The following is a 15,038-nucleotide window of genomic DNA, read 5'->3' as shown; positions in this document are numbered from 1 at the left end:
TTGTGCTATTCACTCATTTTTCAGAATATGTTGTTATGTTTAAATAATATCAGAGGCACATTCATCTCTCTGATATTATTCATTTAGCGCACTGCTCTGGCAATCCACGCCGATAATTCCCGCAGTTCTTTTTCCTGCTCCGGGAAATCAACCAGTAGCGCTTCGCACGCCTGTTGCAGCATATCCGCGCGGTATAAACACCCTTGCAGTCGCCCCGCCAGCGCTTCCAGCGGTGCCGGGTTCAGGCTATCGGTAAACACCTGTGCGCGGGTAATCACACCTTTCTCGACGTCAAAATGCAGCTCGACGCCGCCCCAGGTGAAACGCTCGTCCAGCAGATGGCTGAACGCCGGTGCCTGGCCGAAATTCCACTCCCAACTGCTCTGGCGCGCAAAGGTTTCGGCAAAATTCGGCAGATCCGGCGTTTTATCCGGTGAGATCACTTCCGCGTCGACACGTTCGCCGTAATGGGCGAAAAAGGCTTCCGTGACCGCCTGGCAGACCTGTTCATGAGTGATACCCGGTAATAGCTCGGTAAGATTGGCCACGCGGGAGCGAACGGAGGTAATCCCTTTCGCCGCAAGTTTCTTTTTATCGGGATTCAGATAGTTCGCCAGACGGCTGAGGTCGGCGTTCAACAGCAGCGTACCGTGATGGAAGCCGCGATCTTTGGTTTCGCGATAGGCTGAACCGGAGACTTTGCGATCGCCGTCCGGCGTTTTTACGACCAGATCGTTGCGTCCCGAAGCATCGGCCATGATGCCCAGCGAATTCAGCGCCGCGAGCACAATATGGGTGGAGATGGTTTTATCGTATTCCGGTTTACCGGCCATAAAGGTAAAGCAGGTATTACCGAGGTCATGGAATACCGCGCCGCCGCCGCTGCTACGGCGGGCCAGACGGACGTTATCTTCTTCCATACGCCGCGTATTACACTCTTTCCACGGGTTTTGCGCGCGTCCAATGACCACCGTATCCGCGTTGCGCCACAGGAACAGCACGCGCTGGGTGGCGGGCATCTGGCGGAAAATGCACTCCTCGACCGCCAGGTTAAACCAGGGGTCATAAGAGTCAGAAATAAGCAGGCGTAATGTAGTCATGGTGGTTTTCCTTACCTTTATTAAGCCGTCATTTTACTCTTTTTCCTCACGCTCTTCCTCTTCCGGAACAGGCTTGCTGGCCGTTAACAGGAAGGGCGACTGCTGCCAGCGGGTGCGTTTACCTTGTAGCAAGGTGCGCGTCAGCACCACGCCTATCGCCAGCGAGAGTAGCAGCATCAGGCGTAGAATGTTGGTGGTGTTATCGACCTGCTTTGCTTCGGTGGCCAGCGTGTGGGTATCCAGCGTCAGACGCAGGTAACCCAAGGGGCCGTTTTTCCCCTGGATAGGCTCGACAATTTGTTGGTTAAAATAGCTGCCCGCTTTTTTGCCATCCAGCGCCAGCCTGTCGCGCACATTGACGCTTTCGCCAGCGCGAGTAATGAGATCGCCCTGTTCATCATAGACGCCGGCATCCAGAATACGGCTCTCTTGCGTGAGCTGACGCAGCACGGCGTTGATGCGATTTTCATCCGGTGTTTCGCTGCGCATCAGCGGGGCGATGTTGAGCGTCACCTGGCGCGCCAGCGTGCGGGCCAGCTCTTCCAGCTGCGGGTTGCGCTGTCGCTGGTGGTTTTGACTAAACCAGGACGCGCCCTGCATGAGCGCGACGAGCAGTGTGAGACAGAACAATACAATGACTGCACGATGCAGCCGAAATTTCAGTTTTGCGCGAGCCATATTCCACCTGCTGAAAATTTGAGGCTTAATGTTGCCAGAAGCGATGGTTACAAGGTAGCCTCATGCGTTATTTTCCGCGGGGCGGTTACCGGCCTGAACGATTTACAGGAGCTTTAATGCCTAACATTACCTGGTGCGATCTGCCTGAAGATGTCTCTTTATGGCCTGGTTTGCCTCTTTCTTTAAGCGGCGACGAGGTGATGCCTCTGGATTACCATGCAGGCCGCAGCGGTTGGCTGTTGTATGGGCGCGGGCTGGATAAGCAGCGTTTAACTCAATATCAGACCAAACTGGGCGCCGCAATGGTGATTGTCGCCGCCTGGTGCGTGGAGGATTATCAGGTCATTCGTCTGGCGGGGTCGCTAACGCCGCGTGCGACGCGGCTGGCGCATGAGGCGCAGCTGGATGTCGCGCCGCTGGGTAAAATTCCGCATCTGCGCACGCCGGGGCTGCTGGTCATGGATATGGATTCCACGGCGATCCAGATTGAGTGTATCGATGAAATCGCTAAGCTGGCCGGTACCGGTGAGAAGGTGGCTGAAGTGACGGAGCGCGCGATGCGAGGCGAGCTTGATTTTACCGCCAGCCTGCGCAGCCGCGTGGCGACGCTGAAAGGCGCGGATGCCGATATTTTGCGCCAGGTGCGCGGGAATCTGCCGCTAATGCCAGGATTAACGCAGTTGGTGCTAAAACTGGAAGCGCTTGGCTGGAAAATCGCTATCGCCTCCGGCGGCTTCACTTTCTTCGCCGACTATCTGCGTGACCAGCTACGCCTGACGGCGGCGGTCGCCAATGAGCTGGAGATCATGGACGGTAAATTTACCGGCCACGTTATCGGCGATATTGTGGATGCTGAGTATAAAGCCAATACCTTGCTTCGTCTGGCGCAAGAGCATGACATCCCGCTGGCGCAGACGGTGGCGATTGGCGACGGCGCTAACGATCTGCCAATGATCAAAGCGGCAGGGTTAGGTATTGCCTTCCATGCCAAGCCAAAAGTAAACGAAAAGACGGATATTACGATCCGCCACGCTGACCTGATGGGCGTGTTTTGCATTCTCTCCGGCAGCATGAACCAGAAATGATTAACCTGCCCAATGGCAAGGCGACCGTAGGCCGGATAAGCGCCAGCGCCATCCGGCAACAGCGTTAACGAAAGAGGTAAAACGTGGCAAAAGCTCCCAAACGCGCCTTTGTTTGTAATGAATGCGGGGCCGATTACCCGCGCTGGCAGGGGCAATGCAGCGCCTGCCATGCCTGGAACACCATTACCGAGGTGCGCCTTGCCGCGTCGCCGACGGTGGCGCGTAACGAACGTCTGAGCGGATACGCCGGCAGTGCGGGCGTATCAAAAGTGCAGAAACTGTCTGACATCAGTCTTGAGGAACTGCCGCGCTTTTCTACCGGTTTTAAAGAGTTTGACCGCGTGCTGGGCGGCGGGGTGGTACCCGGCAGCGCCATTTTGATTGGCGGTAACCCCGGCGCGGGCAAATCAACATTGCTGCTGCAAACGCTGTGCAAGCTCGCCGAGCAGATGAAAACGCTGTACGTCACCGGCGAAGAGTCGCTACAGCAGGTGGCGATGCGCGCGCACCGTCTCGGCCTGCCGACCGCTAATCTGAATATGCTCTCCGAAACCAGCATCGAGCAGATCTGCCTGATAGCGGAAGAAGAACAGCCGAAGCTAATGGTGATCGACTCCATACAGGTGATGCATATGGCGGACATCCAGTCGTCGCCGGGCAGCGTCGCCCAGGTCCGCGAAACGGCCGCCTACCTGACGCGCTTCGCCAAAACGCGCGGCGTGGCGATCGTGATGGTCGGCCACGTCACCAAAGACGGGTCGCTGGCGGGGCCGAAAGTGCTGGAACACTGTATCGATTGCTCAGTATTGCTCGACGGCGACGCCGATTCTCGTTTCCGCACGCTGCGCAGCCACAAAAACCGCTTTGGCGCAGTCAATGAGCTGGGCGTCTTCGCCATGACCGAACAGGGGTTGCGCGAAGTGAGCAATCCGTCCGCCATCTTTTTAAGCCGTGGCGATGAGGTCACTTCCGGCAGTTCAGTGATGGTCGTCTGGGAAGGCACGCGACCGTTGCTGGTGGAGATTCAGGCGCTGGTCGATCACTCGATGATGGCGAACCCCAGACGTGTGGCGGTCGGCCTGGAACAAAACCGTCTGGCAATCCTGCTGGCGGTGCTGCACCGACACGGCGGTCTGCAAATGTCGGATCAGGACGTCTTCGTCAACGTTGTCGGCGGCGTGAAAGTCACCGAAACCAGCGCGGATCTGGCTTTACTGCTGGCGATGGTCTCCAGCCTGCGTGACAGGCCGTTGCCGCAGGATCTGGTGGTGTTTGGCGAAGTGGGGCTGGCAGGCGAGATTCGTCCGGTGCCGAGCGGGCAGGAGCGTATTTCCGAGGCGGCGAAACACGGTTTTCGTCGGGCGATTGTGCCTGCCGCCAACGTACCGAAAAAGCCGCCGGAAGGAATGCAGGTGTTCGGTGTTAAAAAGCTCGCAGATGCGTTAAGCGTGTTTGACGACTTATAATTCTCTGTATGTAGTGATGTTGTATAATTTGCCGGATGGCGATGCAATGCGTCTTATCCGGCCTACGGATTGATACGGATTGATGTTGTAGGCCTGATAAGCGAAGCGCCGTCAGGCAGTGTTATGCGATTTTTCCAGCAGGAGGCTCTTGTGTCATCGTTCGACTATCTCAAAACCGCGATTAAGCAGCAAGGTTGCACTCTGCAACAGGTGGCTGACGCCAGCGGTATGACCAAGGGGTATCTGAGTCAGTTACTTAACGCCAAAATCAAAAGCCCCAGCGCGCAAAAACTGGAGGCGCTACACCGTTTTCTCGGGCTGGAGTTTCCCCGCCGACAGAAAAACATTGGCGTGGTGTTCGGTAAATTTTATCCATTGCATACCGGACACATCTACTTGATCCAGCGCGCCTGTAGCCAGGTGGATGAGTTGCACATCATTATGGGATATGACGATACGCGCGACCGCGGACTGTTTGAGGATAGCGCCATGTCGCAGCAGCCCACCGTGTCGGATCGCCTGCGCTGGTTATTGCAAACCTTCAAATACCAAAAAAATATTCGCATCCACGCCTTTAATGAAGAGGGGATGGAGCCTTATCCGCATGGCTGGGACGTCTGGAGCAACGGCATTAAAGCGTTTATGGCAGAGAAGGGAATACAGCCGAGCTGGATCTACACTTCCGAAGAGGCTGATGCGCCGCAGTACCTGGAGCATTTAGGGATTGAGACGGTGCTGGTCGATCCTGAACGCACGTTTATGAATATCAGTGGGGCGCAAATCCGCGAAAATCCGTTTCGTTACTGGGAATATATTCCTACCGAAGTGAAGCCGTTTTTCGTGCGTACCGTCGCCATTCTGGGCGGGGAATCAAGCGGCAAGTCTACGCTGGTCAATAAGCTCGCCAATATTTTTAATACCACCAGCGCCTGGGAATATGGCCGCGACTATGTCTTTTCGCATCTGGGCGGCGATGAGATGGCGTTACAGTATTCCGACTACGATAAAATTGCGCTGGGTCATGCGCAATATATTGATTTCGCAGTAAAATATGCGAATAAAGTGGCGTTTATCGATACCGATTTCGTCACCACCCAGGCATTTTGCAAAAAATACGAAGGGCGCGAGCATCCGTTTGTCCAGGCGCTGATCGACGAGTATCGCTTCGACCTGGTGATTTTGCTGGAGAATAATACGCCGTGGGTAGCTGACGGACTGCGAAGCCTGGGCAGTTCAGTGGATCGTAAAGCGTTCCAGAACCTGCTGGTCGAGATGCTGAAAGAGAACAACATTGAGTTCGTTCACGTTAAAGAGGCTGATTACGATGGCCGCTTTTTGCGCTGTGTGGAACTGGTGAAAGAGATGATGGGCGAGCAGGGATAAGAACCAATGCCTGATGCGACGCTTACCGCGTCTTATCAGGCCTACAGTTTCACAACGTACTGGAATCGCTGGGTTTGTAGGCCGGGTAAGCGCAAGCGCCACCCGGCATTCAGACATTTATTTGGCAATACGCTTGTACTTGATACGCTTCGGCTCCAGCGCCTCGGCGCCCAGCGTGCGTTTCTTGTACTCTTCGTATTCGGTAAAGTTGCCTTCGAAGAATTCCACCTTACCTTCATCCTGATAATCCAGAATGTGGGTGGCGATACGGTCAAGGAACCAACGGTCGTGCGAGATAACCATCGCGCAGCCAGGGAACTCCAGCAGGGCGTTTTCCAGCGCGCGCAGGGTTTCGATATCCAGGTCGTTCGTCGGTTCGTCGAGCAGCAGGACGTTGCCGCCCACCTGCAGCAGCTTCGCCAGATGCAAACGACCGCGCTCACCGCCGGACAGTTCGCCAACGCGTTTGCCCTGATCGACGCCTTTGAAGTTGAAGCGGCCTACATAGGCGCGGCTTGGCATTTCGGTATTGCCGATCTTCATGATATCCAGCCCGCCGGACACTTCTTCCCAGACGGTTTTGCTGTTGTCCATCGCGTCGCGGAACTGATCGACCGAGGCCAGCTTGACGGTTTCACCCAGCGTAATGGTGCCGCTATCAGGCTGCTCCTGACCGGACATCATGCGGAACAGGGTCGATTTACCCGCGCCGTTTGGCCCGATGATCCCGACGATAGCGCCTTTCGGTACCGAGAAGCTCAGGTCGTCGATCAGTACGCGGTCGCCGTAGGATTTACGCAGGTTGCTGACTTCAATGACTTTGTCGCCCAGACGCGGTCCTGGTGGAATAAACAGTTCGTTGGTTTCGTTACGTTTCTGATACTCAACGCTGTTCAGTTCTTCAAAGCGAGCCAGACGCGCCTTACCTTTCGACTGACGGCCTTTCGCGCCCTGACGCACCCACTCCAGCTCTTTCTCAATGGATTTACGGCGCGCCGCTTCGGCAGACGCTTCCTGCGCCAGACGCTGATCTTTCTGCTCCAGCCAGGAGGAGTAGTTGCCTTCCCACGGAATACCTTCGCCGCGGTCAAGTTCCAGAATCCAACCGGCAACGTTATCGAGGAAGTAACGGTCGTGGGTAATCGCCACGACGGTGCCTTCGAAGTCGTGCAGGAAACGTTCCAGCCACGCAACAGATTCGGCATCCAGGTGGTTGGTGGGTTCGTCGAGCAGCAGCATATCCGGCTTTTCCAGCAACAGACGGCACAGCGCCACGCGACGGCGCTCGCCGCCGGACAGTTTTTCGACTTTGGCATCCCAGTCCGGCAGACGCAGAGCGTCAGCTGCGCGCTCAAGTTGCACGTTCAGGTTATGACCGTCGTGCGCCTGGATAATCTCTTCAAGCCGGCCTTGCTCTGCCGCCAGCTTGTCGAAGTCGGCATCCGGATCGGCGTACAGCGCGTACACTTCATCCAGACGTTTGAGGGCGTTAACCACTTCCGAAACGGCCTCTTCAATCGACTCGCGTACCGTGTGTTCCGGGTTTAGCTGAGGTTCCTGCGGCAGGTAGCCAATCTTAATGCCGGGCTGCGGGCGCGCTTCACCCTCGATATCTTTATCGAGACCCGCCATGATGCGCAGCAGGGTAGACTTACCGGCGCCGTTAAGGCCCAGCACGCCGATTTTGGCGCCAGGGAAGAAGCTCAGCGAGATGTTTTTCAGAATATGACGTTTCGGCGGAACCACTTTGCCGACACGATGCATGGTATAAACGAATTGAGCCACGTTGGACTTCGCCTCTATGTTTATCGTGATGGTGAATAGATTTCAAAGGCGAAGTGTAGCCTTTTTCCCTGCCTAAGCCCAGCCAGCAGATCGCACTCGCAATAAAAGTAAAAAAGTGTCCGTAACGTGGCGCAAATGGCTATGACTGGTTAGCATAAATTCATTACGCGGCATGATGCTGCATTGGATAACAATTGAGGAAGTGCTTGTGGATAGAGCCAAACCATTTGTCTGGCGTCTCGTCGCCGCCAGCGTATGCCTGCTGACCTTTTGTCACCTCGCGCGGGCCGACTCACTGGAAGAGCAGCGTAACCGCTATGCGCAGATTAAGCAGGCCTGGGACAACCGCCAGATGGATGTGGTAGAGCAGATGATGCCGGGTCTGAAAGATTATCCGCTCTACCCGTATCTGGAATACCGTAAGATCACCGACGATTTGATGAACCAACCGGCGATTGCTGTCACGCAGTTTGTGCGCGCCAATCCTACGCTTCCGCCTGCGCGTACGCTGCAATCACGCTTCGTCAATGAGCTGGCGCGTCGTGAAGACTGGCGCGGCTTGCTGGCGTTTAGCCCGGAGAAACCCGGCACCACGGAAGCGCAATGTAACTATTACTACGCGAAATGGAGTACCGGGCAAACGGAAGCGGCCTGGCAGGGCGCGAAAGACCTTTGGCTGACCGGCAAAAGCCAGCCGAATGCCTGCGATAAACTGTTCAGCGTCTGGCGGGCCTCCGGCAAGCAAGACCCGCTGGCGTATCTGGAACGTATTCGGCTGGCGATGAAAGCCGGGAATACGGGGTTGGTTACGGTGCTGGCCGGACAGATGCCGGCGGAATATCAAACGATCGCCTCAGCGATCATTACCCTGGCTAATGACCCTGATAACGTGTTGACCTTCGCACGCACCACCGGCGCCACCGATTTTACCCGCCAGATGGCGGAAGTCGCGTTTGCCAGCGTCGCCCGCCAGGACGCGGAAAATGCGCGTCTGATGATCCCCTCGCTGGTACAGGCGCAGAAACTTAATGAGGAACAAACGCAGGCGCTGCGCGATATCGTTGCCTGGCGACTGATGGGCAACGATGTGACCGATGCACAGGCGAAATGGCGCGATGACGCGATTATGCGCTCGCAATCGACGTCGCTTATTGAGCGGCGCGTGCGTATGGCGCTGGGGATGGGCGATCGTCGCGGTCTCAATACCTGGCTTGCCCGCCTGCCAATGGAGGCGAAAGAGAAAGACGAGTGGCGTTACTGGCAGGCGGATTTATTGCTGGAACGCGGTCGTGACGCCGAAGCGAAAGAGATCCTTCATGCTTTAATGCAGAAGCGCGGTTTTTATCCGATGGTCGCGGCGCAGCGTTTAGGCGAAGAGTACACGCTTAAAATCGATAAAGCGCCCGCCAACGTAAACAGCGCGTTGACGCAGGGGCCGGAGATGGCGCGTGTACGGGAGCTGATGTACTGGAACCTGGATAACACGGCGCGCAGCGAATGGGCGAATCTGGTAAAAAGCCGTAGTAAATCTGAACAGGCGCAGCTGGCGCGCTATGCGTTTAACCAGCACTGGTGGGATCTGAGCGTACAGGCGACGATCGCCGGAAAACTGTGGGATCATCTGGAGGAGCGTTTCCCGCTGGCGTATAACGATCTTTTTACCCGCTATACCCGCGGAAAAGATATCTCACAAAGCTATGCCATGGCGATTGCCCGCCAGGAGAGCGCCTGGAACCCGAAAGTAAAATCGCCGGTAGGGGCCAGCGGCTTAATGCAGATTATGCCGGGAACGGCCACCCATACGGTGAAAATGTTTTCGATTCCGGACTACCGCGGCCCCGGTCAACTGCTGGAGCCGGAGACCAACATCAACATTGGCACCAGCTATTTGCAGTATGTCTATCAGCAGTTTGGTAATAACCGTATTTTCGCCTCGGCGGCGTATAACGCTGGGCCGGGGCGCGTGCGCACCTGGCTTGGCAATAGCGCCGGGCGTATCGATGCCGTAGCGTTTGTCGAAAGCATTCCCTTTTCGGAAACGCGCGGCTACGTGAAAAACGTTCTGGCCTATGACGCTTACTATCGCCACTTTATGGGGCAGAAAGAGGCCTTAATGAGCGACTCTGAGTGGCAGCGGCGGTATTAATGCAGACGGGTTATGTTATCATTTGTACTCGTGTAACAGTACAAACGGCGGTATAACATGACCCAGCATTCCCCTTATTCATCGGCTATCGCCGAACAACGTAATCAGGAGTGGCTTCGTTTTGTGGAGTTACTCCGTCAGGCATATGCAGAGGATCTGCATCTGCCTTTATTACAACTGATGCTTACGCCGGACGAGCGTGAAGCGCTGGGAACGCGCGTGCGCATTATTGAGGAGTTGCTGCGTGGCGAAATGAGCCAGCGCGAGTTGAAAACCGAGCTGGGGGCGGGCATCGCCACCATCACGCGCGGGTCAAACAGCCTGAAATCCGCGCCGGTTGAACTGCGTCATTGGCTTGAGAACGTACTGCTGAAAAGCGCCTGATTTGCTCGTAGGCCGGATAAGGCGAAGCGGCCATCCGGCAACATCGCCGCGAAATGCCTGATGGCGCTGTGCTTATCAGGCCTACAACATAGCGCAAATAATTATCGATACACCGCGTTATGAAACGGGCTTAACGCCAGGATCACCGCCTGGTAGTAAACGCTGGAGCGCGTTAATTTTCCGGCGGTAAATACGCCAATGGCGCCCTCTTTGCGACCAATCTCGTCAATACCGGTATAGTGGGACATCACCGGGCCAAGCGCTTCTCCCTGGCGGACTCTGTCGAGAATGACGGCGGGCAGCGGCAGCGTGGCCGATCGCGCTTCACCGCGCTGAACGCCGTTATCAATCACCACCCAACTGAAGGTGGCGTCATCGTCAATTCCGGCTTCAATGGCTACCCAGAAATCAGCTTGTGGATGCAGGCGTCGCGCATTATCCACGCGATTTCGTGCGCCAGCACGCGTTTCCTCGCTTCCGAAGGGCTGCTCCGGTACGCCGCTCTCGACGGCGACGGGCGTAATATGGCACGATCCTTCGCCGAAAATCTCTTCAAATGCCTGTAGAATTGCCTGAATTTTGGCAGGATTGGTGGTCGCAGAGATAACCTGGTGCATAATTAAGCTCAGTTTTAAAAATTTATCGCAGTATAACGGAAAAAAAACATGTTACAGGTATACCTTGTTCGCCACGGTGAAACGCAGTGGAACGCCGAGCGACGTATTCAGGGCCAATCGGACAGTCCCCTGACAGCAAAAGGCGAGCAGCAGGCCATGCAGGTAGGAGAACGCGCCCGCAGCCTCGGCATCACCCATATCATCAGCAGCGATTTAGGCCGCACAAAACGCACGGCGGAGATTATCGCCCAGGCGTGCGGGTGTGATATCACCTTTGACTCCCGCCTGCGCGAGCTGGATATGGGCGTGCTGGAAAAGCGCCAGATCGATTCGCTGACGGAAGAAGAAGAGGGCTGGCGTCGTCAGTTAGTCAACGGCACGCAGGATGGCCGCATTCCCGGTGGGGAATCGATGCAGGAGTTGAGCGATCGCGTTCATGCCGCGCTGGCGTCCTGTCTGGAGCTACCGCAGGGCAGCCGACCTTTATTGGTCAGTCACGGTATCGCGTTGGGCTGTCTGGTCAGTACTATACTGGGACTACCCGCCTGGGCGGAACGCCGGTTACGTTTGCGCAACTGCTCTATTTCCCGCATCGATTACCAGGAAAGTCAGTGGCTGGCGTCTGGGTGGGTGGTAGAAACCGCAGGGGACGTTTCGCATCTGGACGCCCCTGCATTGGATGAGCTACAGCGTTAACGGCGAATCGGGATCAGAAATTCGCAGCGCAGGTTGATAGGGCGATCGCCGGTTTTGGTATCTTCTGACGGGTAGTATCGCTCTATATCCTGTCCTTTACGACGGGTCAGATTCAGCATTGGCATACAGGTGCCGTAAACGGTCAGGATAAAATCCTGCACGCCGGTTCCTAACCCTTCATAGGTGAACATGACGTATTCACCGCCCTGCAACAGCACAGGATGCGCCGACTGAACATAGCCATCGGCCTGCTCTTGCGGCAGTGCGGTGGTATAGAATACTTCCTGCTCATCGTCTTTCTCCATGCTGGGGCGCGTTTCATTAAGCCCATAAAGCACTGGCGGAATAGTTGGCGAATGACCGAGGAAATCATGCCAGAATTGCACGCGCATTTCGTGGCGGAAGTCGGAAATCTGTTCCAGCGAGCAGGAATAGCTCTGCGTGACGCCAAGGAGCGGCGTATCTTCCAGCGTAACGAACTGATGTTCCGGCACGGTAAACTCGCCCAGCCGTAATGGCGGGCGAATGCCAAAGGCGCTCCATTCCGAGGAGCGACGATACAGCGCTGGCGTCTGGGAAAACTGTTTCTTAAAGGCGCGCGTAAAGGTTTGCTGAGAATCGAAGCGGTACTGAAGAGCAATATCCAGAATTGGACGCGCGGTCAAACGCAGCGCCACTGCTGATTTCGATAAACGACGGGCGCGGATGTAAGCGCCAATGGCGTGGCCCGTCACGTCCTTAAACATTCTCTGCAGGTGCCACTTGGAATAGCCTGCTTTTGCCGCCACATTGTCAAGTGACAGCGGCTGATCCAGATGACCTTCCAGCCAGATTAACAGGTCGCGAATTATGCCAGCCTGATCCATAAAATATCCCCATCCTTTCAACAACGAGCACCCGATATCAGGTAAGAGGATAATAGCATTTTTTGTTCTTTTAGCATTCAGTGTTTTTTTTGAGCTTAAATGCTTTTTTTAGGCAACGTGACAGGTAATTATTCTAATCCTGTGATCTATAACCATTTTATTTTAGAATGTCTAATAATTACGCAATGTAACTTTTATGAATGGTAACAATATGAAATACAAGAGCTTAGTACTTTTCTCAATTTTGTTGCTGCTGGGGCAGAGCGCCCGCGCGGAACAAATTGGTTCAGTCGATACGGTATTTAAAATGTTCGGTCCTGACCATAAAATCGTGGTGGAAGCTTTTGACGATCCTGATGTCAAAAACGTGACGTGCTATGTTAGCCGGGCGAAAACGGGCGGCATAAAAGGCGGATTGGGGCTGGCGGAAGATACGTCTGACGCCGCCATCTCTTGTCAGCAGGTCGGGCCTATTGAACTGAGCGACAAAATTAAGAACGGCAAGGCGCAGGGAGAGGTGGTTTTCAAAAAACGCACCTCATTGATATTTAAGTCATTGCAGGTCGTGCGTTTCTATGATGAGAAACGCAACACGCTGGCGTATCTGGCCTACTCCGACAAAGTAGTCGACGGGTCGCCGAAGAACGCCATCAGCGCGGTGCCGGTCATGCCGTGGCGACAATAACAGGGAAAGAGTATGCAGCAACCGCAGGTCTGGTTAGTCGAGGATGAACAGGGAATCGCCGATACGCTCATCTACACCCTGCAACTGGAAGGGTTTACCGTTGAGCTATTCGCTCGCGGGCTGCCCGCGCTGGAAAAAGCGCGTCAGCAACGGCCGGATGCGGTGATTCTCGATGTGGGACTGCCGGATATCAGCGGCTTTGAGCTGTGTCGGCAGTTGCTGGAACGCCATCCTGCGCTGCCGATTCTTTTCCTGACTGCCCGTAGCGATGAAGTGGATCGATTGCTTGGTCTGGAGATCGGCGCAGATGATTATGTCGCCAAGCCGTTCTCGCCGCGCGAAGTGAGCGCCCGCGTGCGCACGCTGCTGCGCCGGGTGAAAAAGTTTGCTGCACCGTCGCCGGTGGTGCGTACCGGACATTTTGAACTCAATGAACCGGCGGCGCAGATCGCCTGGTTTGGTACGCCGCTCTCGCTGACGCGTTATGAATTTCTGCTCCTTAAAACCCTGCTACTGTCGCCGGAGCGCGTGTACTCGCGCCAGCAATTGATGGATATTGTCTGGTCTGATGCCCAGGAGACCTTCGATCGGACGGTCGATACACACATCAAAACCCTGCGCGCTAAGCTACGCGCGATCAACCCGGATCTCTCGCCAATTAACACGCATCGTGGAATGGGATACAGCCTGAGGAGCGTCTGATGCGCATCGGAATGCGTTTGCTGCTGGGCTACTTTCTTATTGTCGCCGTCGCCGCCGTGTTTGTGCTGTCTATCTTTGTTCAGGAGATAAAGCCGGGCGTCCGCCGCGCGACGGAAGGGACGCTGATTGACACCGCGACGCTGCTGGCGGCGCTGGCCCGCGACGATCTCCTTTCCGGCAACCCGACTGACGGCCAGTTGGCGAAGGCATTCGCCCAACTGCAACATCGCCCGTTTCGCGCCAATATCAGCGGGATCGTCAAAGTGCGCAATGAATACCATGTCTACATGACGGATGCGCAGGGGAAGGTGTTGTTTGATTCGGAAAACAAAGCGGTGGGGCAGGATTATTCTCGCTGGAATGACGTCTGGCTTACGCTGCGCGGACAGTATGGCGCCCGCAGCACGGCAAAAGATGCTGCCGATCCCAATAGCACCGTGATGTACGTAGCCGCGCCGATAATCAGCGATGGACGGATTATCGGCGTCCTGTCTGTCGGTAAACCGAATGCGGCAATGGCGCCGGTGATTAAGCGCAGCGAACGGCGCATTCTGTGGGCCAGCGCCGTTTTACTGGGAATTGCGCTGGCGATTGGCGCGGGGATGGTCTGGTGGATTAACCGCTCCATCGCCCGGTTGACGCGCTATGCGGATTCTGTCACCGAAAACCGCCCGCTTGCGTTACCTGCATTAGGCAGCAGCGAGCTGCGTAAACTGGCGCAGGCGCTGGAGAGTATGCGCATTAAGCTGGAAGGCAAGAATGAGATTGAGCAGTACGTGTATGCGTTGACTCATGAGCTGAAAAGTCCGCTGGCGGCGATACGCGGCGCGGCGGAGATTCTGCGTGAAGGACCGCCCGCGGATGTGGTTACCCGCTTTACAGAGAATATACTGGCGCAAAATACGCGAATGCAGGCGCTGGTAGAGACCCTGCTGCGCCAGGCGCGGCTGGAAAACCGGCAGGATATCCCTCTCGCGCCGGTTGCTGTTGATGAGCTATTTACGCAGCTTAGCGAGGCACGCAGTATTCAGTTGGCGGCAAAAAATATCACCCTTACTCTACGGCCTTCCTCGCTGGTTGTCGTCGCCGACGCGGAGCTTCTGGCGCAGGCGCTGGGCAATGTGTTGGACAATGCCATCGACTTTACGCCTGAAAATGGCGTTATCACATTAAGCGCTCAGCCGATGGGGGAGAAAGCGATCCTGCAGGTGACGGATTCCGGCTGTGGTATTCCTGATTTTGCGCTGCCGCGCATTTTCGACCGGTTCTATTCGTTGCCCCGTGAAAACGGGCGTAAAAGCAGTGGGCTTGGACTGGCGTTTGTCAGCGAGGCGGCGCGACTCCTCAACGGTGAGGTGACGTTGTGCAATCGTCCCGAAGGCGGCGTGCTGGCCTCGTTGACACTTCACCGTCACTTCACATAACTTCAAATTCTCCCCACATCG

The 15,038-nt window shown here is 55.7% G+C and carries 14 protein-coding genes; 9 read left to right on the top strand and 5 right to left on the bottom strand.

What is annotated here, in order from left to right; translation table 11 throughout:
- Positions 1-83 precede the first annotated feature (83 nt).
- Complete coding sequence (lplA, locus tag ACLJQD_RS03610; RefSeq protein ID WP_017441768.1) at positions 84-1,100, bottom strand: lipoate--protein ligase LplA; 1,017 nt, start codon at positions 1,098-1,100, stop codon at positions 84-86.
- A 33-nt stretch (positions 1,101-1,133) separates the two neighbouring features.
- Positions 1,134-1,778 carry a YtjB family periplasmic protein gene (locus ACLJQD_RS03605; protein WP_000090067.1) on the bottom strand — a complete coding sequence of 215 codons (645 nt, stop codon included), beginning with the start codon at positions 1,776-1,778 and terminating at the stop codon, positions 1,134-1,136.
- A 116-nt stretch (positions 1,779-1,894) separates the two neighbouring features.
- Between ACLJQD_RS03605 and serB the strand changes: the two genes are divergently transcribed.
- From serB to nadR, 3 genes are all read left to right on the top strand, one after another.
- Positions 1,895-2,863, top strand: a complete 969-nt coding sequence (gene serB / locus ACLJQD_RS03600; RefSeq protein ID WP_001132982.1) for a phosphoserine phosphatase — start codon at positions 1,895-1,897, stop codon at positions 2,861-2,863.
- 83 nt (positions 2,864-2,946) lie between these two features.
- Positions 2,947-4,329 (top strand): DNA repair protein RadA, encoded by a 1,383-nt coding sequence (radA, locus tag ACLJQD_RS03595; RefSeq protein ID WP_001029710.1) that lies wholly within the window; start codon positions 2,947-2,949, stop codon positions 4,327-4,329.
- Between the two features lie 150 nt (positions 4,330-4,479).
- The gene (gene nadR, locus ACLJQD_RS03590; RefSeq protein WP_000093829.1) at positions 4,480-5,712 is read left to right on the top strand and encodes a multifunctional transcriptional regulator/nicotinamide-nucleotide adenylyltransferase/ribosylnicotinamide kinase NadR; all 1,233 of its coding nucleotides are present in this window, start codon (positions 4,480-4,482) and stop codon (positions 5,710-5,712) included.
- Between the two features lie 117 nt (positions 5,713-5,829).
- Here nadR and ettA read toward each other — a convergent pair whose 3' ends face one another.
- Positions 5,830-7,497: an energy-dependent translational throttle protein EttA gene (gene ettA / locus ACLJQD_RS03585; RefSeq protein WP_000046770.1), complete on the bottom strand. Its 1,668-nt coding sequence runs from the start codon at positions 7,495-7,497 to the stop codon at positions 5,830-5,832.
- Between the two features lie 208 nt (positions 7,498-7,705).
- On the opposite strand from ettA, the gene sltY reads away from it, so the two are divergent.
- Positions 7,706-9,643, top strand: a complete 1,938-nt coding sequence (gene sltY, locus ACLJQD_RS03580) for a murein transglycosylase (RefSeq protein ID WP_000373267.1) — start codon at positions 7,706-7,708, stop codon at positions 9,641-9,643.
- Between the two features lie 57 nt (positions 9,644-9,700).
- A complete protein-coding gene (gene trpR / locus ACLJQD_RS03575) occupies positions 9,701-10,027 on the top strand; it encodes a trp operon repressor (RefSeq protein ID WP_000192004.1) in 327 nt (108 codons plus the stop codon).
- A 101-nt stretch (positions 10,028-10,128) separates the two neighbouring features.
- On the opposite strand, the gene yjjX is transcribed toward trpR, so the two are convergent.
- Positions 10,129-10,644 carry an inosine/xanthosine triphosphatase gene (gene yjjX, locus ACLJQD_RS03570; protein WP_000554310.1) on the bottom strand — a complete coding sequence of 172 codons (516 nt, stop codon included), beginning with the start codon at positions 10,642-10,644 and terminating at the stop codon, positions 10,129-10,131.
- 48 nt (positions 10,645-10,692) lie between these two features.
- Here yjjX and gpmB point away from each other — a divergent pair, with 48 nt between their 5' ends.
- Positions 10,693-11,340, top strand: coding sequence for a 2,3-diphosphoglycerate-dependent phosphoglycerate mutase GpmB (gpmB, locus tag ACLJQD_RS03565; protein ID WP_000942363.1), 648 nt, complete (start codon positions 10,693-10,695; stop codon positions 11,338-11,340).
- On the opposite strand, the gene robA is transcribed toward gpmB, so the two are convergent.
- Complete coding sequence (gene robA / locus ACLJQD_RS03560; RefSeq protein WP_000371685.1) at positions 11,337-12,206, bottom strand: MDR efflux pump AcrAB transcriptional activator RobA; 870 nt, start codon at positions 12,204-12,206, stop codon at positions 11,337-11,339. The two genes, gpmB and robA, sit on opposite strands and share 4 nt — an antisense overlap.
- Positions 12,207-12,417: 211 nt before the next feature.
- Between robA and creA the strand changes: the two genes are divergently transcribed.
- The 3 genes from creA to creC are packed head-to-tail and all read left to right on the top strand — an operon-like array spanning position 12,418 to position 15,017.
- Positions 12,418-12,891 carry a protein CreA gene (creA, locus tag ACLJQD_RS03555; RefSeq protein WP_000875811.1) on the top strand — a complete coding sequence of 158 codons (474 nt, stop codon included), beginning with the start codon at positions 12,418-12,420 and terminating at the stop codon, positions 12,889-12,891.
- 12 nt (positions 12,892-12,903) lie between these two features.
- Positions 12,904-13,593, top strand: coding sequence for a two-component system response regulator CreB (gene creB, locus ACLJQD_RS03550; RefSeq protein WP_001187046.1), 690 nt, complete (start codon positions 12,904-12,906; stop codon positions 13,591-13,593).
- Positions 13,593-15,017: a two-component system sensor histidine kinase CreC gene (creC, locus tag ACLJQD_RS03545; RefSeq protein ID WP_017441769.1), complete on the top strand. Its 1,425-nt coding sequence runs from the start codon at positions 13,593-13,595 to the stop codon at positions 15,015-15,017. Before creB ends, creC begins: the two co-directional genes overlap by 1 nt.
- The last annotated feature ends 21 nt before the right edge of the window (positions 15,018-15,038 follow it).

Source organism: Salmonella sp. SAL04214, assembly GCF_046550615.1.
Classification (GTDB): domain Bacteria; phylum Pseudomonadota; class Gammaproteobacteria; order Enterobacterales; family Enterobacteriaceae; genus Salmonella; species Salmonella enterica.
This window is presented reverse-complemented; position numbering and strand designations above follow the sequence as displayed.

What these genes read in the sequence shown, in the direction of transcription:
- lplA (WP_017441768.1), bottom strand. Translation starts at nt 1,100, where the DNA reads ATGACTACATTACGCCTGCTTATTTCTGACTCTTATGACCCCTGGTTT.
- ACLJQD_RS03605 (WP_000090067.1), bottom strand. Translation starts at nt 1,778, where the DNA reads ATGGCTCGCGCAAAACTGAAATTTCGGCTGCATCGTGCAGTCATTGTA.
- serB (WP_001132982.1), top strand. Translation starts at nt 1,895, where the DNA reads ATGCCTAACATTACCTGGTGCGATCTGCCTGAAGATGTCTCTTTATGG.
- trpR (WP_000192004.1), top strand. Translation starts at nt 9,701, where the DNA reads ATGACCCAGCATTCCCCTTATTCATCGGCTATCGCCGAACAACGTAAT.
- yjjX (WP_000554310.1), bottom strand. Translation starts at nt 10,644, where the DNA reads ATGCACCAGGTTATCTCTGCGACCACCAATCCTGCCAAAATTCAGGCA.
- gpmB (WP_000942363.1), top strand. Translation starts at nt 10,693, where the DNA reads ATGTTACAGGTATACCTTGTTCGCCACGGTGAAACGCAGTGGAACGCC.
- robA (WP_000371685.1), bottom strand. Translation starts at nt 12,206, where the DNA reads ATGGATCAGGCTGGCATAATTCGCGACCTGTTAATCTGGCTGGAAGGT.
- creA (WP_000875811.1), top strand. Translation starts at nt 12,418, where the DNA reads ATGAAATACAAGAGCTTAGTACTTTTCTCAATTTTGTTGCTGCTGGGG.
- creB (WP_001187046.1), top strand. Translation starts at nt 12,904, where the DNA reads ATGCAGCAACCGCAGGTCTGGTTAGTCGAGGATGAACAGGGAATCGCC.
- creC (WP_017441769.1), top strand. Translation starts at nt 13,593, where the DNA reads ATGCGCATCGGAATGCGTTTGCTGCTGGGCTACTTTCTTATTGTCGCC.